This is a genomic window from Pseudomonas japonica, from assembly GCF_900188455.1.
Lineage (GTDB): Bacteria > Pseudomonadota > Gammaproteobacteria > Pseudomonadales > Pseudomonadaceae > Aquipseudomonas > Aquipseudomonas japonica.
The window spans coordinates 81,999-105,973 of the sequence record NZ_FZOL01000014.1 but is presented as its reverse complement, the minus strand read 5'-3'; the positions used below and the strand labels follow the sequence as shown (position 1 = coordinate 105,973).

Annotated in this window: 23 protein-coding genes; 11 read left to right on the top strand and 12 right to left on the bottom strand. The window is 65.8% G+C overall.

Annotated elements, in window-relative coordinates; all coding sequences use genetic code 11:
• Nucleotides 1-7 precede the first annotated feature (7 nt).
• The 8 genes from CHB99_RS17650 (at nt 8) to CHB99_RS17615 (ending at nt 8,328) form a co-directional block, all read left to right on the top strand.
• On the top strand, nt 8-805 hold the full coding sequence (locus tag CHB99_RS17650; RefSeq protein ID WP_042123966.1) for a carbon-nitrogen hydrolase family protein: 798 nt from the start codon (nt 8-10) through the stop codon (nt 803-805).
• A gap of 41 nt (nt 806-846) precedes the next feature.
• Entirely contained in the window at nt 847-3,171 is a 2,325-nt protein-coding gene (gene pqqF / locus CHB99_RS17645; RefSeq protein WP_042123968.1) for a pyrroloquinoline quinone biosynthesis protein PqqF, read from the top strand.
• Between the two features lie 163 nt (nt 3,172-3,334).
• The gene (gene pqqA, locus CHB99_RS17640) at nt 3,335-3,406 is read left to right on the top strand and encodes a pyrroloquinoline quinone precursor peptide PqqA (protein ID WP_003243383.1); all 72 of its coding nucleotides are present in this window, start codon (nt 3,335-3,337) and stop codon (nt 3,404-3,406) included.
• Nucleotides 3,407-3,474: 68 nt separating this feature from the next.
• The gene (pqqB, locus tag CHB99_RS17635; protein ID WP_042123970.1) at nt 3,475-4,386 is read left to right on the top strand and encodes a pyrroloquinoline quinone biosynthesis protein PqqB; all 912 of its coding nucleotides are present in this window, start codon (nt 3,475-3,477) and stop codon (nt 4,384-4,386) included.
• Nucleotides 4,387-4,394: 8 nt separating this feature from the next.
• Entirely contained in the window at nt 4,395-5,150 is a 756-nt protein-coding gene (gene pqqC / locus CHB99_RS17630; protein ID WP_042123973.1) for a pyrroloquinoline-quinone synthase PqqC, read from the top strand.
• Nucleotides 5,147-5,422 (top strand): pyrroloquinoline quinone biosynthesis peptide chaperone PqqD, encoded by a 276-nt coding sequence (gene pqqD / locus CHB99_RS17625; protein ID WP_042123975.1) that lies wholly within the window; start codon nt 5,147-5,149, stop codon nt 5,420-5,422. The genes pqqC and pqqD overlap by 4 nt, the downstream gene beginning before the upstream one ends.
• Nucleotides 5,394-6,554, top strand: coding sequence for a pyrroloquinoline quinone biosynthesis protein PqqE (gene pqqE / locus CHB99_RS17620; RefSeq protein WP_042123977.1), 1,161 nt, complete (start codon nt 5,394-5,396; stop codon nt 6,552-6,554). Before pqqD ends, pqqE begins: the two co-directional genes overlap by 29 nt.
• A complete protein-coding gene (locus tag CHB99_RS17615) occupies nt 6,520-8,328 on the top strand; it encodes a S9 family peptidase (RefSeq protein WP_042123979.1) in 1,809 nt (602 codons plus the stop codon). Before pqqE ends, CHB99_RS17615 begins: the two co-directional genes overlap by 35 nt.
• A gap of 49 nt (nt 8,329-8,377) precedes the next feature.
• Here CHB99_RS17615 and CHB99_RS17610 read toward each other — a convergent pair whose 3' ends face one another.
• The 3 genes from CHB99_RS17610 to CHB99_RS17600 form a co-directional block, all read right to left on the bottom strand.
• A complete protein-coding gene (locus CHB99_RS17610; protein WP_042123980.1) occupies nt 8,378-8,536 on the bottom strand; it encodes a YqaE/Pmp3 family membrane protein in 159 nt (52 codons plus the stop codon).
• A gap of 149 nt (nt 8,537-8,685) precedes the next feature.
• Entirely contained in the window at nt 8,686-9,954 is a 1,269-nt protein-coding gene (locus tag CHB99_RS17605) for an aspartate aminotransferase family protein (protein WP_042123982.1), read from the bottom strand.
• Nucleotides 9,951-10,649, bottom strand: a complete 699-nt coding sequence (locus tag CHB99_RS17600) for an MOSC domain-containing protein (protein ID WP_042123984.1) — start codon at nt 10,647-10,649, stop codon at nt 9,951-9,953. The genes CHB99_RS17605 and CHB99_RS17600 overlap by 4 nt, the downstream gene beginning before the upstream one ends.
• A gap of 103 nt (nt 10,650-10,752) precedes the next feature.
• On the opposite strand from CHB99_RS17600, the gene CHB99_RS17595 reads away from it, so the two are divergent.
• Nucleotides 10,753-11,673 (top strand): LysR family transcriptional regulator, encoded by a 921-nt coding sequence (locus CHB99_RS17595; RefSeq protein ID WP_042123986.1) that lies wholly within the window; start codon nt 10,753-10,755, stop codon nt 11,671-11,673.
• 232 nt (nt 11,674-11,905) lie between these two features.
• Here CHB99_RS17595 and CHB99_RS17590 read toward each other — a convergent pair whose 3' ends face one another.
• The 9 genes from CHB99_RS17590 to bioB form a co-directional block, all read right to left on the bottom strand.
• Nucleotides 11,906-13,684, bottom strand: a complete 1,779-nt coding sequence (locus CHB99_RS17590) for an acyl-CoA dehydrogenase C-terminal domain-containing protein (RefSeq protein WP_042123988.1) — start codon at nt 13,682-13,684, stop codon at nt 11,906-11,908.
• 123 nt (nt 13,685-13,807) lie between these two features.
• A complete protein-coding gene (locus tag CHB99_RS17585; RefSeq protein ID WP_042123990.1) occupies nt 13,808-15,091 on the bottom strand; it encodes a GGDEF domain-containing protein in 1,284 nt (427 codons plus the stop codon).
• Nucleotides 15,092-15,340: 249 nt separating this feature from the next.
• Nucleotides 15,341-17,146 (bottom strand): phenylacyl-CoA dehydrogenase, encoded by a 1,806-nt coding sequence (locus CHB99_RS17580; protein ID WP_042123992.1) that lies wholly within the window; start codon nt 17,144-17,146, stop codon nt 15,341-15,343.
• 268 nt (nt 17,147-17,414) lie between these two features.
• On the bottom strand, nt 17,415-17,711 hold the full coding sequence (locus tag CHB99_RS17575) for a hypothetical protein (protein ID WP_042123995.1): 297 nt from the start codon (nt 17,709-17,711) through the stop codon (nt 17,415-17,417).
• A 155-nt stretch (nt 17,712-17,866) separates the two neighbouring features.
• Nucleotides 17,867-18,547, bottom strand: coding sequence for a dethiobiotin synthase (bioD, locus tag CHB99_RS17570; RefSeq protein WP_042123996.1), 681 nt, complete (start codon nt 18,545-18,547; stop codon nt 17,867-17,869).
• A gap of 2 nt (nt 18,548-18,549) precedes the next feature.
• Nucleotides 18,550-19,374 (bottom strand): malonyl-ACP O-methyltransferase BioC, encoded by an 825-nt coding sequence (gene bioC / locus CHB99_RS17565; protein WP_042123998.1) that lies wholly within the window; start codon nt 19,372-19,374, stop codon nt 18,550-18,552.
• The gene (locus tag CHB99_RS17560; RefSeq protein ID WP_042124000.1) at nt 19,367-20,098 is read right to left on the bottom strand and encodes an alpha/beta fold hydrolase; all 732 of its coding nucleotides are present in this window, start codon (nt 20,096-20,098) and stop codon (nt 19,367-19,369) included. Before CHB99_RS17560 ends, bioC begins: the two co-directional genes overlap by 8 nt.
• Nucleotides 20,091-21,263 (bottom strand): 8-amino-7-oxononanoate synthase, encoded by a 1,173-nt coding sequence (gene bioF, locus CHB99_RS17555; protein WP_042124002.1) that lies wholly within the window; start codon nt 21,261-21,263, stop codon nt 20,091-20,093. The genes CHB99_RS17560 and bioF overlap by 8 nt, the downstream gene beginning before the upstream one ends.
• The gene (bioB, locus tag CHB99_RS17550; RefSeq protein WP_042124003.1) at nt 21,260-22,318 is read right to left on the bottom strand and encodes a biotin synthase BioB; all 1,059 of its coding nucleotides are present in this window, start codon (nt 22,316-22,318) and stop codon (nt 21,260-21,262) included. Before bioB ends, bioF begins: the two co-directional genes overlap by 4 nt.
• 89 nt (nt 22,319-22,407) lie before the next feature.
• On the opposite strand from bioB, the gene CHB99_RS17545 reads away from it, so the two are divergent.
• On the top strand, nt 22,408-23,145 hold the full coding sequence (locus CHB99_RS17545; RefSeq protein WP_042124005.1) for a ComFC family protein: 738 nt from the start codon (nt 22,408-22,410) through the stop codon (nt 23,143-23,145).
• A 57-nt stretch (nt 23,146-23,202) separates the two neighbouring features.
• Nucleotides 23,203-23,967, top strand: coding sequence for a TOBE domain-containing protein (locus tag CHB99_RS17540; RefSeq protein ID WP_042124007.1), 765 nt, complete (start codon nt 23,203-23,205; stop codon nt 23,965-23,967).
• The last annotated feature ends 8 nt before the right edge of the window (nt 23,968-23,975 follow it).

Here is a 23,975-nt window from a genome sequence, read left to right as displayed (position 1 = left end):
ATTCGCCATGCGTATCGCCCTCTACCAGGGCTCGCCGCAGCCGCTGGACGTTCCCGGCAACCTGGAGCGCCTGCAGCATCAGGCCCAGCTCGCCGCCGCCCGTGGCGCCGAGCTGCTGGTCTGCCCGGAGATGTTCCTCAGTGGCTACAACATCGGCAGCGAAGCCGCCGCGCGCCTGGCCGAAGCCGAGGACGGCCCCTCGGCCATGCGCGTGGTGGAAATCGCCCAGGCCAACCGCATCGCCATCGTCTACGGCTATCCCGAACTGGCCGACGATGGCCGCGTGTACAACAGCGTGCAGTTGATCGACGGCCACGGCCGCAGCCTCGCCAACTACCGCAAGACCCACCTGTTCGGCGGGCTCGACCGCGCCATGTTCAGCCCCGGCGGCAACCACTTCCCGGTGGTCGAGCTGAACGGCTGGAAGGTCGGCATGCTGATCTGCTACGACATCGAGTTCCCGGAGAACGCCCGGCGCCTGGCCAGGGACGGCGCCGAGCTGATCCTGGTGCCGACGGCGAACATGGAGCCCTACGACTTCATCTGCCAGGTCACCGTGCGCAGCCGTGCCCACGAGAACCAGTGCTACCTGGTCTACGCCAACTACTGCGGGGCCGAGGGCGAGATCCGCTATTGCGGGCAGAGCAGCATCGTCGGCCCGGACGGCAGCATTCTCGCCATGGCCGGACGCGACAGCGCGATGCTCTCGGCGGATATCGACCTGCAACGGGTCCACGAAGGCCGCGCCAGCACCCCCTACCTGCAGGACCTGCGCGCCGGGCTGCACGACGCGCCACAGGGGTAAGTTATCCGCTAGCATGGCGGTTCGCGCGTATCGGAGCCGTCATGTCCAGCCTTCTGCAGCACCTCACCCTGAGCAATGGCCTGCGGGTCACGCTGCGCCATGCGCCGCATCTGAAACGCTGCGCGGCCGCCTTGCGGGTGCATGCCGGCAGCCATGATGCGCCTGTCGCCTATCCCGGCCTGGCGCACTTTCTCGAACACCTGTTCTTCCTCGGCACCACGCGCTTCCCGGTAGACGAGACGCAAGCCGCCCCCGTAGGAGCTGGCTTGCCTGCGAAAGGACCGCGCAGCGGTCCCGAACCTCACCGCACTCGGGGACCGCTGCGCGCTCCTTTCGCAGGCAAGCCAGCTCCTACGACGTCAGCGCACCGTTGCGGGGAGGCGCTGATGGGCTACGTCCAGCGCCAGGGCGGACAGCTCAACGCCAGCACCCGCGAGCGCAGCACCGACTTCTTTTTCGAGGTGCCCGTGACGGCGCTGGCCGGCGCGCTGGAGCGGCTGTGCGACATGCTCGCCCATCCGCTGCTGACCCTGGAGCGGCAGCGCGCCGAACGCGAGGTGATCCATGCCGAGTGGGTCGCCTGGTCGGGCAATGCCGAGGCGCAGCGGCAGTACGCACTCTTGCGCAGCGTTTCTGCAGCGCATCCGCTGAGCGGCTTTCATGCCGGCAACCGCGACACCCTGCCGGTGGAAGAGCCGGCATTTCAGCAAGCGCTCGCGGATTTTCATCGGCGCTTCTACCAGGCCGGGCAGATGCTGCTGAGCCTGAGCGGACCGCAGCCGCTGGAACAGCTAGAGCAACTGGCGCGGCAGTTTGGCGACATCTTCGCGGCGGGAATGCACGTCGCTCAGGAGGCGCCGCCACCGTTGCTCGACGGCCCGCTGCAACCGCCGCGGATCGATGGACAACTCGACCTGCTGCTGGCCCATGAGCATTTGCCGGAAGGTGCCGCGGCAGCCATCGAATACCTCGCCACCTGGATTGCCGACAGCCGGCCTGGCGGCCTGCTCGCCGAACTGCGCGAGCGCGGCTGGCTTGAGGACTTCAGCTTTGCCTCGCTCTACGAATTTGCCGGGCAGGCCTTGCTGCATGCGAAGGTGAAGCTGACTCCCGCGGCGGACGCGGGCGAGGTCGAAGCGTTGCTGCGCGACTGGCTGGCGTTCTTCCGCGATGCCGATCACCGCGCTCTGCGCCTGGAATATCAGCGCCTGCAAGCGGCACGCGAAATGAGTGCCGGCGCCCTCGAACTGGCGCGGCGGGACAGCACGGCGATGCAGCCGAGCGCGCAGGTCATCGAGCATCCGGGCGTGTCCCGCCAGCCGTGGCGACTGCCCGAGCCGGAACCTTTGCTGGCTGCGGTCCTGCCATCGATCGCAGCCGTTCCAGCACCGGCCGGGCTGAACATCAGCGCGGTGTTGCCGGCTTCGCGCCAATACGCCGCGCTGTATATCCGCTGGCAGTACGACGCGCCCGCCGTGCACCTGCGCGATGCCCTGAAACCCCTGATCGAACGCGCCCGCCGTGCCGCCGTGGAGCTGCAATGGAGCCGCGGCGCCGACAGTTGGCAACTGTATTGCGCCGGTGCTCCCGCGCCGGTGCTGGCGGTGGTCGAGCAGGCGCTGTCGATGCTGCGACAGCCGCAGGCCGCGGGCCCCGGCGATACGCCCGCGCTGATCCCGATTCGGCAACTGATGGAACAGCTCGTTCATCACCTGCCCGGCCCCACCAGCCTTGGCTGGACCGCGCTGGCCACGGGCTTCGACACGGCAGCGCAGAATGTCCTCGGCCATCTGCTGAAGTCCATTTCCGCCACACCGGCTCAGTTGCGTACGCCCGCCCTCGCGCCTGGCCAATGGCACTGCCATGGCGAAGCCGCTGGCGAGCATGCGCTGCTGCTGTTCAACCCGGTCCCCGCCCATGAAGAAGCCACCTGGCGCCTGCTCGCCCAGTTGATCCAGGGCCCGTTCTACCAGCGTCTGCGCAGCGAACTGCAACTGGGCTATGCGGTGTTCAGCAGCTACCGACAGATTCAGGGCCACAACGGCCTGATGTTCGGCGTGCAATCGCCCAGCGCCGACCACGGGGAAATCCTCGGCCATCTGCGCGCATTCTTCGCCCGCCCCGCCCCCGTGCTGGCCAGTGCCGGCGCAGCCCTCGCCGCGCAATTCAGCGAGCCGGTCATGGGCAATGCGCAAGTCGCCGAATGGCTGTGGCAGGCGCATCTGGCGGGAAATGCCGATGCACGCCTGGAAGCCCTGGCCGCGGCCCTGCTGAACGTCGACCAGGCGGCTATCGACCGGGCCTGGGCGCAACTGGCCAGCGAACAGCACTGGCTGATCCTCGCCAACGGCGCCGACTGTCGCTGAACTTTTACGACAACCGCAAAAGACCTTTCCTACAGGTTTAACCATTCAGTTCAAAAATATCTTGTAAGATAGCGCTATCCTGGCTGCCCGAAACGTCACCCCGGCAGGGGGCGACTAAATGAGTAGCTGTCCCTCGCCCCACCTATCCGGAAGGAGTAATTCCATGTGGACCAAACCTGCATACACTGACCTGCGTATCGGTTTTGAAGTGACCATGTACTTCGCGAATCGCTGAGTCTTTTCGCGGTACGACGCCCCGATCATCCGGGGCGTTTTCATTTTCGGACGAGGCGGGAGCCAGCCATGTACATCCAGATTCTAGGTTCCGCCGCCGGTGGTGGATTCCCGCAGTGGAACTGCAACTGCCCCAACTGCAAGGGCTTTCGCGACGGCAGCCTGCGCGCCTCGGCACGGACGCAATCGTCCATCGCCCTGTCCGACGATGGCGAGCACTGGATCCTGTGCAACGCCTCGCCGGACATCCGCGCGCAACTGCAGGGCTTCGCCCCGATGCAACCGGCCCGCGCCCTGCGCGACAGCGGTATCGACGCGATCATCCTGCTCGACAGCCAGATCGACCACACCACCGGCCTGCTCAGCCTGCGCGAAGGCTGCCCGCATGAGGTCTGGTGCACGGAGATGGTCCACCAGGACCTGACCACCGGCTTCCCCCTGTTCAACATGCTCGAACACTGGAACGGCGGCCTGGCCTGGAAGCGCATCGAACTGGATGGCAGCTTCGTCATCGAAGCCTGCCCGAACCTGCGTTTCAGCCCCTTCCCGCTGCGCAGCGCGGCACCGCCCTACTCGCCGCACCGCTTCGATCCACACCCCGGCGACAACCTCGGCCTGATGGTCGAAGACCTGCGCACGGGCGGCAAACTGTTCTACGCCCCGGGCCTCGGCAAGGTCGACGCCAGCCTGCTGCAACGCATGCACGACGCCGACGTGCTGCTGGTGGACGGCACCCTGTGGGACGATGACGAAATGCAGCGCCGCGGCGTCGGAACCCGCACCGGCAGCGAAATGGGTCACCTGCCACAGAACGGCCCTGGCGGCATGCTGGAGGTGCTCGAAGACTTCCCGACCCAGCGCAAGGTGCTTATCCATATCAACAACACCAACCCGATTCTCGACGAGGACTCGGCCGAGCGCGCCGAGCTGGACCGCCGTGGCGTGGAAGTCGCCTTCGACGGCATGAGCATCGAACTCTAGGAGTGGTCATGAGCGACGCGAAACCGCTGTCCCCCGCCGAATTCGAACAGGCCCTGCGGGCCAAGGGCGCCTACTACCACATCCACCACCCTTACCATGTGGCGATGTACGAAGGCCGCGCGACCCGCGAGCAGATCCAGGGCTGGGTCGCCAACCGCTTCTATTACCAGGTGAACATCCCGATGAAGGACGCGGCGATCCTCGCCAACTGCCCGGACCGGGAAGTACGCCGCGAATGGATCCAGCGCCTGCTCGACCACGATGGCGCCCCCGGCGAGGACGGTGGCATCGAGGCCTGGTTGCGCCTCGGCCAGGCGGTGGGCCTGGATCCGGACCAGTTGCGCAGCCAGGAGCTGGTGCTGCCCGGCGTGCGTTTCGCCGTCGACGCCTACGTCAACTTCGCCCGCCGCGCCTGCTGGCAGGAAGCGGCCAGCAGCTCGCTGACCGAACTGTTCGCCCCGCAGATCCACCAGTCGCGCCTCGACACCTGGCCACAGCATTACCCCTGGATCGACCCGGCCGGCTACACCTACTTCCGTACCCGCCTGAGCCAGGCGCGGCGCGATGTCGAGCACGGCCTGAGCATCACCCTCCAGCACTACACGACCGTGGAAGGCCAGCAGCGTATGCTGGAGATTCTCCAGTTCAAGCTGGACATCCTGTGGAGCATGCTCGATGCCATGAGCATGGCCTACGAACTCAACCGCCCGCCCTATCACAGCGTCACCAGCGAACGGGTCTGGCACAAGGGGATCGCGCTATGAGCTTCGACCGCCACCTGACGCCGCGCTGGCGTCCCGGCTACCGCTTCCAGTACGAGCCGGCGCAGAAGGCCCATGTCCTGCTTTACCCCGAGGGCATGATCAAGCTCAACGAGAGCGCGGCGCTGATCGGCGAACTGATCGACGGCGAGCGCGACGTGACGGCAATCATCGCCCGGCTCGACGAGAAATTCCCCGGCGTTCCGGAACTGCCTGACGATATCGAGCAATTCATGGAGGTGGCCCGTGCCGAACACTGGATCACCCTTGAGTGAGCAACCCGGCAAGCCCGAGGTCGGCCTGCCCCTGTGGCTGCTGGCCGAACTGACCTACCGCTGCCCGCTGCAATGCCCGTACTGCTCCAACCCGCTGGACTTCGCCGAACAGGGCAAGGAACTGACGACCGAGCAGTGGTTCAAGGTGATGGCCGAGGCGCGCGAGATGGGCGCGGCGCAACTGGGCTTCTCCGGCGGCGAACCGCTGGTGCGCCAGGACCTCGCCGAACTGATCGGCGAAGGCCGCCGCCTGGGCTACTACACCAACCTGATCACCTCCGGCATCGGCCTCACCGAGGAAAAGATCGCCACCTTCCGCAAGGCGGGCCTGGACCATATCCAGATCAGCTTCCAGGCCAGCGACGAGCAGGTGAACAACCTGCTGGCCGGCTCGAAGAAGGCCTTCGCGCAGAAGCTGGAAATGGCTCGCGCGGTGAAGGCCCAGGGCTATCCGATGGTGCTCAACTTCGTCACCCATCGGCACAACATCGACCGCATCGACCGCATCATCGAGCTGTGCATCGCCCTCGAAGCCGACTTCGTCGAACTCGCCACCTGCCAGTTCTACGGCTGGGCTCACCTCAATCGCGTCGGCCTGCTGCCGACCCGCGCACAGCTGGAACGGGCCGAACGCATCACCAACGAGTACCGCGAGCGGCTCAAGGCCGAAGGCAATCCGTGCAAGCTGATCTTCGTCACCCCGGACTACTATGAAGAACGGCCCAAGGCCTGCATGAACGGCTGGGGCAGCGTGTTCCTCACGGTCACCCCGGACGGCACCGCCCTGCCCTGCCACGGCGCCCGTCAGTTGCCGGTGCAGTTTCCCAACGTGCGCGAGCACAGCATGCAGCACATCTGGTACGACTCCTTCGGTTTCAACCGCTATCGTGGTTACGACTGGATGCCGGAACCGTGCCGCTCCTGCGACGAGAAGGAACGGGATTTCGGCGGCTGCCGCTGCCAGGCCTTCATGTTGACCGGCGACGCCAGCAAGGCCGACCCGGTATGCGGCAAATCGGCGGACCATGGCATCATCCTCGCGGCAAGGGAGGAGGCCGAAACCGCCGCCCTGACCATCAAGGAGATGACCTTCCGCAATGACCGCAACTCACGACTCATCGCCCGCGGCTGAGCGCTTCAGCGCAGAACAGGCCGTCGCGGCCGGCACCGACTTCGCCGACCTGCAGGTGGGCCGCCACGGCCTGTTCTGGAACGAATTCCGTCCCCGCGACGGCGCCTGCCGGATCTGGCACTGGCGCGACGGCCAGGCCCGCTGCCTGACCCCGGACGGCTTCAGCGTGCGCAGCCGGGTCTACGAATATGGCGGGCGCTCCTTCTGCCTGAGCGATGACGGCCTGGTGTTCGTCAACGAGGCGGACCAGCAGTTGTATCGACAGACGCTGGAGGGTGGCCAGCCGCAGGCGCTGACCGCCGGCGAGTGCCGCTACGGCGATCTGCTGTGGGCCGACGGGCGTGTGCTGGCGGTGGAGGAAAGCGGCACCACGCACCGTCTGGTGGCCATCGCCGAGCGGGTGCGTGAAGTACTCGCCGAAGGTGCGGATTTCTACGCCTCGCCGACCCTGAGCGACGACGGCCGGCGCCTGGCCTGGATCGAGTGGAGCCGCCCCGAGCAGCCCTGGACCGCGACCCGCCTGTACGTGCGCGAAGCCAATGGCGACACCCGCTGCATCGCCGGCGACAGCGGCCCGGCGCAGTCCCTGCAGCAGCCGCGTTTCGATGCCGAAGGCAGGCTGCATTGCCTGTCCGACCTGAACGGTTTCTGGCAACCCTGGGGTGAAACCGCGCAAGGCTGGCAGCCGCTGCCGGCCGCGCCCGCCGACCACGCCGCCGCGCCCTGGCAACTGGGGGCCAGCACCTGGCGGCCCGTGGATCAGGGCTATCTCGCCACCTGGTTCGACAACGGTTTCTCGCGCCTCGGCCTGCGCAAGGCCGATGGCGAGCTTGACGACTTCGTCAGCGACTACAGCCGCTTCCGCTGCCTGGACCTGGACCACGATTTCATCTACGCCATCGCCGCTTCGCCCGTCCTGCCGGCGGCGGTGATCGCCATCGACCGCCGCGATCATGCCGTGCAGGTGCTGGCGGGTGGCGTTGCGCCGCTGCCCGCCGAGCGTATCAGCCGACCGCGCGGTTTCAGTTATCCCAGCGGCGATGGCGAGGCCCATGGTTTCTTCTATCCGGCGATGAGCGGGCGCAAGCCGGCGCCGCTGATCGTCTTCGTCCATGGCGGGCCGACTTCGGCCTGCTACCCGGTGCTCGATCCGCGTATCCAGTACTGGGCCCAGCGCGGTTTCGCGGTGGCCGATCTCAACTATCGCGGCAGCAGCGGCTATGGCCGTGCGTACCGCCAGGCGCTGCACCTGCGCTGGGGCGAGATCGATGTGGAGGACGCCTGCGCGGCGGTACTGCATCTGGCGGGTGAAGGGCTGATCGACCCGTATCAGGCGTTCATTCGTGGCGGCAGTGCCGGTGGCTACACGACGCTCTGCGCCCTGGCGTTCCAGGATGTGTTCCGTGGCGGCGCCAGCCTGTATGGCGTCAGCGATCCGCTGGCGCTGGCCCGGGACACGCACAAGTTCGAGGGGGATTACCTGGACTGGCTGATCGGCGATCCCGAGCGGGACGCCGAGCGCTACCGCGAGCGCACGCCGTTACTGCATGCGGGGAACATCCGCGTGCCGGTGATCTTCTTCCAGGGCGAGCTGGATGCGGTGGTGGTGCCGCAGCAGACCCGCTCGATGCTGAGGGCGTTGAAGGCCAATGGCATCGAGGCCGAAGGGCATTTCTATCCGACGGAACGGCATGGCTTCAGGATGGCCGAGAACCTGGCGCATGCGCTGGAAGAGGAATGGAAGTTCTATCGCAAAGTGCTGGATTGCGAGTAGTAGGAGCGTGGCTTGCCCGCGAAGGACCGCAAAGCGGTCCCAATACCCCTCACCGCTTGGCGATGATGTACACCGCATGCACGATCCCCGGGATATACCCCAGCAGGGTCAGCAGGATATTCAGCCAGAACGCCCCTCCAAAGCCGACCTGCAGAAACACCCCCAGCGGCGGCAGCAGAATGGCGAAGATGATGCGAATCAGGTCCATGGAAACGCTCCTTGAGATGATGTTCCTGTTCTGACTCTGGCCCACCCCCGACGGTTCCGCCCGTTTCCCGCCCACAAAAAAAACGCCCCAGGCCAAAAACAACAGGCCCGGGGCGACGCGCAGACACGCGAGACGGTTCACAGTATTCGTTACGAGCGGCGCTGGCGGCTCAGTTGCGCGGTCTGCACACGGGCGAAGGCCCGGGCCAGGCGCAGCAGCATTTCGTCGATATTGCCGTGGCTGACGGTCAGCGCCGGCGAAAAGCGCAGCACATGGGACTGCGGCGCATTGAGCAGCAGGCCTTCCTGCAGCGCCGCCCTGACCACCTGCGCCGCCAGCGGCTCGGGCAGTTCCAGGCCCCAGAGCAGGCCCTGACCGCGCACCTCACCCAGGCCATAGCGGCCGGCCAGACGGCTGAGGCCATCGCGCAGGTGCCACCCGGCATCCCGGACCTGCTCGAAGAAACCGTTTTCCAGCACGGTCTCCAGCACGGCCAGGCCAGCAGCGCTCATCAGCGCATTGCCGTGATGACTGCCCTCCAGCTCACCGGCTTCGGCGCAGCAGGCACTGCCGCGGGACAGCAACGCGGCGATCGGCACGCCACCGCCCAGGCCCTTGCCGAGGGTGAGGATATCGGCGCGCACCCCGTAGGTTTCCTCGGCCAGCAAGGCGCCGCAGCGGCCCATGCCGGTCTGCACCTCGTCGAGGATCAGCAGGATGCCCAGTTCGCGACACAGACGCTCGACACCCTTGAGGTAATGCCGGGTCGCCGGGATCACCCCGGCTTCGCCCTGGATCGGTTCGAGCATGATCGCCACGGTGCGCGAATCCACCGCCGCGTGCAGCGCCGCCAGGTCGTTGAACGGCACCTTGCTGAAGCCCGGCAGGCCCGGCTCGCAGCGATTGCACGGCAGCGGGTCGGAGGCCGACAGGGCACCGAGGCTGCGCCCGTGGCTGCCCTGGCTGGCGGTGATGATGTGATAGGCGCCGTTGCGATGCAGCTGGCCCCATTTGCGCGCCAGCTTGATCGCGCCCTCGCAGGCCTCGGCGCCGCTGTTGAGCAGATGGGCCTGGTCGCTGCCGGTGCTCTGGCACAGCAGGTTGACCAGCTTCAGGTGGCCGCGGTTGTGAAAGCCCGCCCCCGAGTTGATCAGTGCCTGGGCCTGCCCGCTCAAGGCCTGGACCAGCACCTTGGGACTGTGACCGAGGCTGTTGACCGCATTACCCTGGGTGAAATCGAGGAAGGCACGGCCTTCGCTGTCCCACAGCCAGGAGCCCTGGCCACGCACGAACAGCTGTTCGGCACGCTGGATCGCGGGCATCAGGCAATTCCGCGAAAGCGGATCGACGGGGTCGGTCGGCTCCGGCGTCGCCTCGACGATCGGCGCCGCCTGGCGTCTCAGGTTGAACAGGTTCATGCGCGCAGTCCTTCCAGCGGCAGGCCGAGCAGACGGGCGCTCCAGTCCTCGATCTGACCGGTGCGCAAGCGCTTGATCGCGATATCGCGCCAGCGTGACGACAGGGCCGGACAATCCACCAGTTTCTTCAAACCCGCATGCTCCAGAGGTTCACGGTAAAAAGCGTGCAGCGCCCAGGCCGCGGTCAGGCCCGGATAGCTGCGCTGTATCAGTTCGAAAGGCTCGTCGGCGCTGACGAAGCCCGGTTTCAGGACCCGGTAGAACCAGCCACAACGCCCGCTGTCCTGGGCCAGTTGCGGCAGTTCCTGCAGGCCCCAGCGGTGGCTGAGGCGATAGCACGGCGAGCGCGGCTGGCTGATCTGCAGCAACGCGCCACCCCAGCGGAACAGGTCGCCCAGGCACACGTCATGCTCGTCGATGCCGTGGGTCGACAGGTTTTCGCCGAAGGCCGGGGCCTGCCAGGCGATCTGTGGATAACGTTTCCGCCACCAGGCGTAGTGCTCGGCCGGATAGTGGTGCAGGGCCCGTTCCGGGCCGGTATGGAAACGTGGGTCGCCGTGTTCGTCGCTTCCCAGCCCCTGCGGCCATAACCACAGCCGCCGCGCAACCTCTTCCTTATCGATATCGGTCATCAAGCCATAACCGAGATTTTTAGCCTTGCCTATGTAAACGCCATCCACATGTACGCTGTTCATCGCGCCCTCTGGGCCTGTAAACCTTGTGAATACGGGCGTAGAGTAGGCGCGCCGGGCCCTTGCGGCCATTTCGTTTTTCGAGCTTTTTCGATAAGTAAGTCTTATGGATTTTCGCCAACTGCGTTATTTCGTCGCGGTGTATGAAGAAGGCCATGTCGGCCGCGCCGCCGAACGCCTGTCCCTGTCCCAGCCGGCGCTGTCGCAGCAGATCCGCCAGCTCGAACACAGCCTCGACGTCAGCCTGTTCGAACGCGGCAACAAACGCCTGTTGCCGACCCTGGCCGCGCACACCCTGTACAACCACGCCCTGCCCCTGCTCGACGGCATGCAGCGCGCCCGCGATGCCCTGCGCAACTTCAAGGGCCAGGCCCTGCGTACCCTGGCCATCGGCGTGCTGCAGACGGTGCGGCCGAGCCTGGTGCCGCAACTGCTCGACCGCGTGCGCAAGGCGCAGCCGCATCTTGTGGTGCAGATCTACGAGCTTTCGGGACTGGAGATCGAACGGCGCCTGCTCAACGGCAGCCTGGATATCGGCATCAGCTACCTGCCGCCGCGCCAGCCGGGGCTGCACGGCCTGCTGCTGTACGAAGACGAGTTGCAGGTGGTGATTCCCCGCACCCACCCGTTGCGCGAGTTCAAGAAGGTCTCACTGAAACAGGCCGCCGAACTGCCGATGATCCTGCTGGGCGAGGAATTCCAGGTACGCCAGATCTGGCAGGGCCAACTGGCCAACCTGGGGCGGCGCCCGCAGGTGCAGGCGGAGATGAACAACATGGGCGGGATACTCGACAGCCTGCCGCACACCTCACTGGCCACGGTGCTGCCGGGCCGGGCGCAGGAAGCCTCGGAAGATGCGGAATTGCTGTGGAAACCGCTGAGCGAACCCCGCGTGCCGCTGAAGGTAGGCCTGGTGTTTCGCGATGCGCAGCGCCAGCAGGCCTCGGTGGAGCTGCTGCGGACCCTGCTGGAAGAAGAGATCGACCCGCGGCAGATGGGTGTCTCGCCGCTGGATGTGCTCGGATAGAAAACGCGCGCATAAAGAAAACCCCGCCGAAGCGGGGTTTTACAGACTGTTTCCCTTTGACTTCCCTTTCGCCCCGCCATCCTGGGCAGGTCTCCTTCGTTCCGTCCTTGTGATGTACTTTGCGCGTCCTGCGCTTCGTCCATGTGAGAAAGATTAACTGTGGATCCAATTTTCGGGAAGAGGCTAAAAGTCACCGCGTCATGTAAGCAAATGCTTACATGACGCCCTCACCTCAGAACTGCTCCGCGTCCAGCAGATACAGGGATTCACTGCCGGCTTTCACCGAGGCGCTCAGCGACTGCAGACGCGGCAGCAGACGGGCGAAGTAGAAGCGCGCGGTGCCCAGCTTGCTGGCGTAGAAGCTGTCCTCGCCCTGCTTGTCCAGCGCCGTGCGCGCCATCAGTGCCCACATGTAGGCATAGGCGGTGTAGCCGAAAGCGTGCAGGTACTCGACCGACGCGGCGCCGATCTCGTTGGGGTTGCCCTTGGCCCGGTCGAGCACCCAGGCGGTCAGGCTGTCGAGATCGTCCAGCGCGGCATTCAGCGGTTTGACGAACTCGCCGAGCTCGCTGCCGGCGCTGGCGGTGAACTGGCGAATCTCGTCGGTGAACAACTTGTAGAAGGCGCCGCCGCTGCCGACGATCTTGCGTCCCATCAGGTCCAGGGCCTGGATACCGTTGGTCCCTTCGTAGATCTGGGTGATGCGCACATCGCGCACCAGTTGCTCCTGACCCCACTCGCGGATATAGCCATGGCCGCCGAAGATCTGCTGGCCATGCACCGTGGTTTCGAAGCCGACATCGGTCAGGAAGGCCTTGGCCACCGGCGTCAGCAGTGCCACCAGGTCTTCCGCGCGCTTGCGGGTGGTGGCGTCTTCGCTGTACTTGGCGGTGTCCAGTTGCATCGCCACGTAGGTGGAGAACGCCCGGCCACCTTCGTTCAGGGCCTTCATGGTCAGCAGCATGCGGCGCACGTCCGGGTGGACGATGATCGGGTCGGCAGCCTTGTCCTTGGCCTGCGGGCCGGTCGGCGCGCGGCTCTGCAGACGATCGCGGGCGTATTCCACGGCGTTCTGGTAGGAGCGCTCGGCCGAGGCCAGGCCCTGGATACCGACGCCCAGACGCTCGTAGTTCATCATGGTGAACATCGCCGCCAGGCCCTTGTTCGGCTCGCCGACCAGGTAGCCGGTGGCTTCGTCGAAGTTCATCACGCAGGTCGAGGAGGCCAGGATGCCCATCTTGTGTTCGATCGAACCGCAGTTGGCCGGGTTGCGCGCGCCCAGGCTGCCGTCGGCGTTGACCAGGAACTTCGGCACCAGGAACAGCGAGATACCCTTCGGCCCGGCCGGGGCGTCCGGCAGCTTGGCCAGCACCAGGTGGATGATGTTCTCGGTGAGGTCGTGCTCGCCGCCGGTGATGAAGATCTTTGTTCCGCTGACCTTGTAGCTGCCGTCAGCCTGCGGCTCGGCGCGGGTACGGATGATGCCCAGGTCGGTACCGGCATGGGGCTCGGTGAGGCACATGGAGCCGGCCCAGACACCGGCGTACATGTTCGGCAGGTATTTTTCCTTGAGCTCTTCGCTGGCGTGAGCGTTGATCGACAGGCAGGCGCCTGCGGTCAGCATCGGGTACAGGCCGAAGGCCAGGCTCGACGAGTTGACCATTTCCTCGACCTGGGCCGAGATCACCTTGGGCATGCCCATGCCGCCATACACCGGGTCACCGCCAACACCGCCCCAGCCGCCTTCGGCGTAGGTCTGGTAGGCCTCGACGAAACCGGCCGGGGTACGCACCACGCCGTTGTCCCAGTGGCAGCCTTCCTCGTCGGCGGCGCGGCTCAGCGGCGCGATGGTCTTGCTGGCAACCTTGCCGGCCTCCTCCAGCACCGCCAGAGCGGTGTCTTCGTCCACCGCTTCGGCCAGCCCGGGCAGGACTGCCCACAGTTTGGAGACTTCGAAGACTTCATTGAGGACGAAGCGCATATCGCGCAGCGGCGCTTTATAGTCAGCCATGGCAACCTCTCACACCTTGGATCGTGGGTAGTCCCTGCGGGACCGTTACGTTAAGGTCTGGAGTGTAACCGAACAACTTTTTAGAGACATAGGGTCATCTGGCGACCGGTAAGTCAATTTCGGTCACGCTACGCGCATGGCCCCACGTCGCTCCTTCTGCCCAGGGGTCATCACGCAGTTGCGCCCCGCGCCCTTGGCGCTGTAGAGCGCCTGGTCGGCGGATTTCAGCACTTCGTCGGGAGAGCGGTGTTCGGGCTGGCGTTCGCAGGCGCCGATACTGACGGTCACCGACACGCTGTTGGCCCCCGTCGACCCGCGGCGTTGCCGTCCCTGCTGGTCGTCCTGCGGGCGGCTCTCCTGATTGCGCAGCTGGATCGCATAGTTGGCGATCATTTCGCGCACCGCTTCCAGATGGGGAATGCACTCCTCGATGGTCTTGCCGGCGAACACCAGGGCGAATTCCTCGCCGCCGTAGCGATAGGCGCGTCCGCCACCGGTGACCTTGGACAGCTTGCTCGCCACCAGACGCAGCACCTGGTCGCCGACGTCGTGGCCGTGGGTGTCGTTGAATTTCTTGAAGTGATCGACGTCGGTCATCGCCAGCACATAGTTGCGCCCGAGGCGCTGCATGCGCTCGTTCAGCGCGCGGCGGCCAGGCAGGCCGGTGAGTTCGTCGCGGAAGGCCATCTGGTAGGCCTCGTGGGAGACCGCCGCGGCGATCATCAGCATCACCTGGCTGCACATGATGTTCAGGGTGAAGGGCAGGATGAAGGTCTGCGGCAGCATCCAGAAGATGCCGATCAGGCCGATGATCTGCGCCGCATGCAACGGCCGCGGCTCGCGCAGGTACTGGGCGACGAGGACGACGAAGGCGAGGAAGAACATCGGGTAGGACATCTGGATCAGGCTCATCCACTGCCCATGCAGCGCCGGCCAGCGGATCTCCGCCAGCCAGGTCAGCAGTATCTGCGGGTAGCTCTGCTCCAGACCCAGGGCGACGCTGCCCACCGCCAGCAGCACGGCGAAGCGCGCCACCATGTCCTGGAACAGGTGGGTGCGTTCCTGCCAGGCGCTGAACAGGGCGAACAGCATCGGCAGCAGCAGGCAGACCAGGTGGAACACCACCGCGGCGTCCTCGCGCACCCGGCCGTGATCGCGGTAGAAGTCGGTCTGGGTGTCGAGCAGGTAATAGGCGATGTAAACGGTGATCATCAGGAACAGCTCGCGCTGACGCCGATACACCGCGCAGTAGGCGCCGCCGAGCAGCAGCACCAGGGTCGGCAGGACGTTGAACAGCGAGGTGAAGAACACCGACAGGTCGCGCACGTAGGCGGCCGCCAGCCCCGAGATCAGGAGGAACAGGCCCGGCAGGAAGTGACTCAGTCGTACAGCGGAAAAACGAAACAAGAGAACTCTCCGACCCAGCAGATCGATAATGTCATTGTGCCTTCACTGTATCGACAATGCACATGAATAGATAAATTTCTGGCGCCAATTTATTTAACGGCAGTAGGAGCTGGCTTGTCGTGTGACGAACCACTGCGCGGTCCTTCGCAGTGGTTCGTCACACGACAAGCCAGCTCCTACAACCACATTTGCGACACAAAAAAAAACGCCTGCCGGTGAGGGCAGGCGTTTTTCAGTGCAGCAGGTGACTCAGTACGACAGGCCGAAATGCTCTTCGTCCATCGCCATCAGGTTGTTGGCACCGGACAGCATGGTCGCCACATGGGTGCGGGTACGCGGCAGGATGCGCTGGAAGTAGAAGCGCGCGGTCTGCAGCTTGGCGGTGTAGAAGGCTTCCTCGCTGGTGCCGGCGGCCAGTTTCTCGGCGGCCAGGCGGGCGATGTCGGCCCAGAAGTAGGCCAGGCAGGCGTAGCCGGAGTACATCAGGTAGTCCACCGAAGCAGCACCGACTTCCTCGCGATCCTTCATGGCAGCCATGCCGACCTTCATGGTCAGTTCGCCCCACTCCTTGTTCAGCGCGGCCAGCGGCTCGACGAATTCCTTGACGGCTTCGTTGCCTTCCTGGGCCTGGCAGAACTTGTGCACGATCTTGGTGAAGCTCTTCAGCGCTTCGCCCTGGGTCATCAGCACCTTGCGACCCAGCAGGTCGAGGGCCTGGATGCCGGTGGTGCCTTCGTACAGCATGGAGATACGGCTGTCGCGCACGTTCTGCTCCATGCCCCACTCGGCGATGAAGCCGTGGCCGCCGTAGATCTGCACGCCGTGGTTGGCGGATTCGAAGCCGACTTCGGTCATGAACGCCTTGGCGATCGGGGTCATGAAGGCCAGCAGTGCGTCGGCCTTCTTCTTCTCTTCCTCGTCCTGGCTGTACTTGACGATGTCCACCTGCTTGGCGGTGAAGTAGACCATGGCGCGGTTGCCTTCGGCGAAGGCCTTCATGGTCAGCAGCATGCGGCGCACGTCCGGGTGGACGATGATCGGGTCAGCAGCCTTGTCCGGTGCTTTCGGGCCGGTCAGCGAGCGCATCTGCAGACGGTCGCGAGCGTATTTCAGGCCACCCTGGAACGCCACTTCGGCGTGGGCCAGGCCTTGCAGCGCGGTACCCAGGCGAGCGGTGTTCATGAAGGTGAACATGCAGTTCAGGCCTTTGTTGGCCGGGCCGATCAGGTAGCCGGTGGCGGCATCGAAGTTCATCACGCAGGTGGCGTTGCCGTGGATGCCCATCTTGTGTTCGAGGGAACCACAGGTCACCGCGTTGCGCTCGCCCACGCCGCCTTCGGCGTTGACGTGGAACTTCGGCACGATGAACAGGGAAATACCCTTGGTGCCGGCCGGTGCGTCGGGCAGGCGGGCCAGGACGATATGGACGATGTTGTCGGCCATGTCGTGTTCACCGGCGGAGATGAAGATCTTGGTGCCGGTGACTTTGTAGGAACCGTCGGCCTGGGGTTCGGCCTTGGTGCGCAGCATGCCCAGGTCGGTACCGCAGTGCGGCTCGGTCAGGCACATGGTGCCGGTCCACTCGCCGGAAACCAGCTTGGTCAGGTAGGTGTGCTGCTGTTCGGCGGTGCCGTGGGCGGACAGGGTGTTCATCGCGCCGTGGGACAGGCCAGGGTACATGCCCCAGGACCAGTTGGACTCGCCGACCATCTCGCTGATCGCCAGACCCAGCGACTCCGGCAGGCCCTGGCCGCCGTGGTCGAGGTCATGGGCCAGGCTCGGCCAGCCGCCTTCGACGAACTGCTTGTAGGCTTCCTTGAAGCCGGTCGGGGTCTTCACGCCCGACTCGCTCCAGGTGCAGCCTTCCAGGTCACCGACGCGGTTCAGCGGGGCCAGTACCTGTTCACAGAACTTCGCGCCCTCTTCGAGGATGGCGTCGACCATGTCCGGCGTGGCGTCCTGGCAACCCGGCAGGCTCTGATAGTGCGCTTCGTAGCCGAGCAGTTCATCACGGACGAAACGAATATCACGCAAGGGGGCTTTGTAATCAGGCATAGCGATGAACCTCTGCTGATGAATCCTGGTTAGGGTAGAGAGACCACACCGACCAGCTCTAGGCGGCTTTCGGTCAAACAGTTGTTTGAAACATACGTTTACGCCTGATGCTTGTCAAGCACCCTGCCGATGGCGCTTTTGCCATCGTCCATACGCGTTAGAAAGTGGCGACACGTCTGAAAGATGCGCAGGCGAACGCCTGCCGCAACGGCCAAGGCGCTGATGAATAAAGGCTATTGGTAAAAGATGACGCCTGAGACGGCGCGTCTCAGGCGTAGGTGTCGATCAGCGTACCGAGCATTTCGTCCGACGCTTTGGCCACTTTGACACCGAGTTCGACCTGGTGCTTGCCCATGGCCTGTTCGACGGTGGCGGTGGCCAGGTCCATCTGCTGGCTGCGATCGACGGAGCGCAGGCGCTCGGCCTGGAAGTCGCTGGACTGGCTGGTGGAGGCGCGCTCCACGGTCGTGTTGGCGATCTGGCCGGCGGCCTGGTCGACCCGCTGCTGCCCGGCCTGAATGGCGCCCAGGCCGGCATAGAATGCGGAACTGCCCGAGATTTCCATTTCATTACTCCAGAAAAGCTGAACACGTAGATGGCAATACAGTGGCCTATTGAAACAGAGCCGGGCGGGAAATGCCGTTGAAAAACGCTAATGGCGACGGGCTTCTCAATAGAGAACAACAAAGGCGCGGATTACGAGGCGATCCGCACCCGCCGTCAATCCAGCAGATCCAGCTGCAGGTGCTCCGCCACCGCCTCCGCCGAGACCATCTTCAGCTTCGGCACCCGCCCCAGGCACGGCGCTGGCAGACGCTCGGCCAGGCTGGCCAGGTTTTCCTCCAGCCGCGAGGTTCGCGGATCGACGATGTTGGCGACCCAACCCGCCAGTTGCAGACCATCCCGGGCGATCGCTTCGGCACTGAGCAAGGCATGGTTGATGCAGCCCAGACGCACCCCCACCACCAGGATCACCGGCAAGCGCAGAGCGACCGCCAGGTCCGACAGATTGGCGTGATGAGACAACGGCACGCGCCAGCCCCCCGCGCCTTCGATCAGGGTGAAGTCGGCCCCCTGCTCCAGCACCGCGCGCATCGGCCCGAGCAGGCTCTGCACACTGAGCTCGACCCCCGCCTCGCGCGCCGCCAGGTGCGGGGCGATGGCCGGTTCGAAGGCATATGGATTGATTCGTTCATAAGGCAACTGCACCGAGCTCTGCGCCATCAGCGCCAGAGCATCGCTATTGCGCAGCCCCTTGGGCGTGACCTCGCATCCGGAGGCCACCGGCTTGGCGCCGAGCGTACTGAGCCCGGCCTGGCGGGCCGCCTGCAGCAGGCCGGCGGCGATGGTGGTCTTGCCCACGTCGGTATCGGTTCCGGCGATGAAGTAGGCCGCGGCCATGGTTACTCCCCTTCTGTCAGCGGCTTGCGCAGGACCCCGTAGACCACCTGGTAGGTGGCCGGCAACCCCCGCGGCTGGCGAAACTGCTCGTAAGCCTGCAGCAATCCTTGCATCCGCGCCCGTCCGGTGAGCCCGGCGGGGCGGCCGGGATTGAGATTGTGCGCGCCCAGTGCTTTCAATTCATGGGTCAGATTGCGCACATCAGGGTAGTGCAACACATGGGGTTGTGCATGCAGGCCGAGCATCTCCAGGCCGCTCTCGTCGCAGAGGCGCTGGTAATCCTCGAAGCGACGGAAGCGGTTCACATGCACCAGGCCATCCACCGCCTCCCAGCTCGCCCGCAGTTCGTACAGGGTCCCCACGCACAGGCTGGAGAAGGCCAGCACACCGCCGGGCTGCAGGACTCTTCGCGCCTCGCCCAGCACCGCGCGGAAGTCCGCGCACCACTGCACCGCCAGGCTGGAGAACATCAGATCGGCGCAGGCGTCGCGCAGCGGCAGGCGTTCGGCGTCGCCGGCCACGTGATAGCGCGCACCGCCGGCCTCGCGGGCATGACGCAGCATGCCTTCGGCGATATCCACGGCGACGCCGAGCCCCGCTGCGTAACGCGCCTGCAACTGGCGGCTGAAATAGCCGGTACCGCTGCCCAGGTCGACCCAGCAGCGCGGCTGCAGGTCCTGCGGCAACTGGGCCAGCAGCTGACCGCCCACCGCCCGCTGCAGTTCGGCGACGCTGTCGTAGCTGGCGGCGGCACGGGAGAACGACGCAGCGACCTGACGCTTGTCAGGCAAGGCACCGGGCAGGCCCGGCTGGGAAAGATCAGTCATCGCCACTCTCGTGCAGGAAGGTCTTGATACTGGCGGCCAGCTCTTGCGGGTACTCGAGGATGAAGGCGTGCGACGCCTCCTCGACCAGGCCCACTTCGACATCCGGCAACCAGTCGCTCAGGGCCCGGGCCGCCTCGGCCGGGACCAGTTGGTCGGCGCCGGCGAACAGGTGCAGTTGCGGTCCGCCATAGGCTTGCAGTGCCGCGCGGGTATCGAGGCGACCCAGCACTTCCAGGCCTTTCACCAGCAGCACCGGATCGGTATCCGGCACGCCGACGCCCAGTTGCCGGATTAGACTCCGCGGCTCCTGCGCACCTTCGCTGCACAGCGACTTGAAACGCTTGAGGGTCACCGCGGTATGGCTGCGGCAGCCGTCGACGAAGGTTTCGAAGGTGTCCACGGGCATGCCGTCCGGCCAATCGGCACGGGCAACGAAGCTCAGGTTGCTGCCCAGGGTCAGCAGGCCGCAGCAACGATCACCACGCCGCGCCGCCAGCTCGGCGGCGAGCATGCCGCCCAGCGACCAGCCACCGAGCCAGGTGTCCTGGGGCAGGCGCCGGTCCAGCTCGTCGAGCCAGGCCTGTGGGTCATCGCTGACCAGCGCCGGCAAGGCCGCCAGCTCGACCCGCAGCCCGGCATCCTGGGCTCGCAGACTGGCCGCCAGCGGTTCCAGCGCGGCGCTGCCCAGGCCCCAGCCCGGCAGAAGAATCAGATGGTTACGCATCGACAGGCTCCAGCAGCGGATAGCACTCGGCCAATGCATTCAACAATAGCTGCACCTGCGCCGGGCTGTGCGCGGCGGTCAGGGTCACACGCAGGCGGGCGCTGCCGGCGGGTACGGTCGGCGGGCGGATCGCGGTGACCAGCAGGCCACGCTCGCGCAGCATCCGCGACAACTGCATGGCGCGCCCGGCATCGCCGATCAGGATCGGCTGGATCGGCGTGAAGCTGTCCATCAGTTGCAGGCCGATGGCCTCGGCGCCGCGGCGGAACTGCGCGATCAGTGCCGCCAGGTGCTCGCGACGCCAGTGCTCGTCGCGCAGCAGGCTCAGGCTTTTCAGGGTGGCGCAGGCCAGCGCCGGGGGCTGGCTGGTGGTGTAGATATAAGGACGGGCGAACTGCACCAGGCTCTCGATCAGGTCCTCGCTGCCGGCAACGAAGGCGCCGGCGGTACCGAAGGCTTTGCCCAGGGTGCCGACCAGCACCGGCAGGTCCTCCAGCCCCAGGCCGAAATGCTCGGCCACGCCGCCGCCGTGACGGCCGAGGGTACCGAAGCCGTGGGCGTCGTCGACCATCAGCCAGGCGCCCTTGCTCCGCGCCCGCGTGACCAGCTCCGGCAGGTCGGCAATATCGCCGTCCATGCTGAACACGCCGTCGGTGACCACCAGGGTATTGCCCTCGGCCTTGCCCAGGCGCTTGTCGAGGCTGTCGGCGTCGTTGTGCAGGTAGCGGCTGAAGCGCGCCCCGCTGAGCAGGCCGGCGTCCAGCAGCGAGGCGTGGTTGAGACGGTCCTGCAACACCGTGTCGCCCTGCCCCACCAGTGCGGTGACCGCACCGAGGTTGGCCATGTAGCCGGTGGTGAACAGCAGGGCCCGCGGGCGACCGGTGAATGCGGCGAGGGCTTCTTCCAGTTCGTGGTGCGGCGTGCTGTGGCCGACCACCAGGTGCGATGCGCCACCGCCCACACCCCAGCGTTCGGCACCGGCACGCCAGGCGGCGATCACCTCGGGGTGATTGGCCAGACCCAGGTAGTCGTTGCTGCAGAACGCCAGCAGCGCCTGCCCGTCCACCACCACTTCCGGCCCCTGCGGGCTCTGCAACAGCGGGCGCTGGCGATACAGGTCGGCGGCGCGCCGCTGTTCGAGGCGCGCGCGAAGATCGAAGGTCATGCCGACGCGGCGTCGTAGAACAGCTCGGTGCTCTTCTGCTCGATCAGCGCCTGCTCGATGGCGGCCTGGTGCACTTCGTCGGCGTGCTCTTCACGCGCCTCGGGCTTGATGCCGAGACGAGCGAACAGCTGCATGTCCTTGTCGGCCTGCGGGTTGGCGGTGGTCAGCAGTTTCTCGCCGTAGAAGATCGAGTTGGCCCCGGCCATGAAGGCCAGCGCCTGCATCTGCTCGTTCATCTGCTCGCGGCCGGCGGACAGGCGCACATGGGATTTCGGCATGAGGATCCGCGCTACCGCGAGCATGCGGATGAAATCGAACGGGTCGACGTCCTCGGCATTTTCCAGCGGCGTGCCGGCAACCTTGACCAGCATGTTGATCGGCACCGACTCCGGGTGCTCCGGCAGGTTGGCCAGCTGGATCAGCAGGCCGGCGCGGTCGTCCAGCGACTCGCCCATGCCGAGGATGCCACCGGAGCAGATCTTCATCCCGGCATCGCGCACATAGGCCAGGGTCTGCAGACGCTCGCTGTAGGTGCGGGTGGTGATGATGCTGCCGTAGAACTCCGGCGAGGTGTCGAGGTTGTGGTTGTAGTAGTCCAGGCCGGCGTCGGCCAGGGCCAGGGTCTGTTCCTGGTCGAGGCGGCCGAGGGTCATGCAGGTTTCCAGGCCCATGGCCTTGACCCCTTTGACCATCTCCAGCACGTAGGGCATGTCCTTGGCCGACGGGTGTTTCCACGCCGCGCCCATGCAGAAGCGGGTGGAGCCGATGGCCTTGGCCCGGGCGGCTTCCTCGAGGACCTTCTGCACTTCCATCAGCTTCTGCTTGTCCAGGCCGGTGTTGTAGTGGCCGGACTGCGGGCAGTACTTGCAGTCTTCCGGACAGGCGCCGGTCTTGATCGACAGCAGGGTCGAGACCTGCACGCGGTTGGGGTCGAAATGCGCGCGGTGCACAATCTGCGCCTGGAACAGCAGGTCATTGAACGGCTGCTGGAACAGGGCTTTGACTTCGGCCAGAGACCAGTCGTGACGAAGCGTTGCAGTTGTGCTGGCGCTCATGGGCGTTTCCTTGTTTAGGCTTGTACTGGCGCCGGGATCGGATTGCCCGCCAGCGCATCACGGATAGCCCGCATAGTTAAGGAAGCCCAATGCGCTGTCAACCATGCAATAAAACGCCGGTTTACATCTGCTCAAATAATGAACATACCTGTTTACTGTGCGACGAACCCGCCGGCCAGCCCCATCCCGTCTGCGTTCCCTGCGAAAGCGAACTGCCCTGGCTCGACGAGCACTGTCGCGTCTGCGCCCTGCCCTTGCCGATCAACGGTCTGCTCTGCGCCCAGTGCGCGCGGCGGCGTCCGGCCTTTCGTCAGGTCGAGGCGCCGTGGCACTACGGATTCCCGATCGACAGCCTGATCACCCGCTTCAAGCATCAGCGCCAGTGGCCGCTGGGGCGCTTGCTGGCCTTGATGCTCGGCAACTGGCTGAGCCACCGCTTCGACGAGGGCCTGCCGCGCCCGGCCCTGCTGTTACCGGTGCCCATGGCCACCCGGCGCCTGCGTCAGCGCGGCTACAACCAGGCAGCGATGCTTGGCGAATGGCTCGCCGCGCAGTTGGCGATCCCCTGCGCCAGCCATCTGCTCAGCCGTCCGCGGGACACCCCGGCGCAGCAAGCGCTGGACGCCCGCGCGCGCAGGCGCAACCTGAAGGACGCCTTCGCCCTCGCCGATCCCACCGCGATCGAGGGCCGCCATGTGGCACTGGTGGACGACGTGCTGACCACCGGTGCCACCGCCCAGGCCCTGGCGCGGTTGCTGCGCGACAGCGGTGCGGCACGGGTCGATGTCTACTGCCTGGCACGCACGCCACGGCCCGGCAATGCTTGACTTGGTGCAGGCAGGCGGGCACTTTCGGCGATCATCGTCAGCTTTCGTACCGACCCCATGCCCTTGCCCGCCCCCCTGACCCAGCACATTGTCCGTCGTCCGCAGCGCATCGCGCTGTTGCAGCATATTGATGAGCAAGGCTCCATCACCCGCGCCGCGAAAGCCGCCGGGATGAGTTACAAGGCCGCCTGGGACGCCATCGACGAACTCAACAACCTCGCCGCCCGACCGCTGGTCGAGCGCAGCACAGGTGGACGTGGCGGCGGCGGCGCGCGCCTGTCGGACGAAGGTCGGCGCGTGTTGCGCCTGTACCAGCGCCTGCAGGTGCTCCAGGCGCAGATCCTCGAAGAAGCCGAGGACAGCAGCGACCTCGACCTGCTCGGCCGCCTGATGCTGCGCACCAGCGCGCGCAACCAGTTGCATGGACGGGTCAACGCCATCCACGCGCAGGGGCGCAACGACACCATCGAACTGACCCTGGCCGGCGGCCTGCGCATCGAGGCGCAGATCACCCACGACAGTACCCAGCGCCTGGAGCTGGAACTGGGCACCGCGGTGGTCGCCCTGATCAAGGCCGGCTGGCTTGAGCTGGCCACCGTCGACGCGCCGGTGCCCGCGGGCAGCAACAGCCTGGAGGCGGAAATCGAAGAAGTGCAGGAAGATCCCCAGGGCCCCAGCGAGTTGCGCCTGACCCTGCGCAACGGGCAGATCCTCTGCGCCTTCGCCGAAGCCGAATGGCTGAAGACCCACGGCCTGGGTGTCGGAAAAACGCTGCAGGTGCGTTTCCTGCCCAGCTATGTGCTGCTCGGCACGCCGGTCTGAATTCCTCC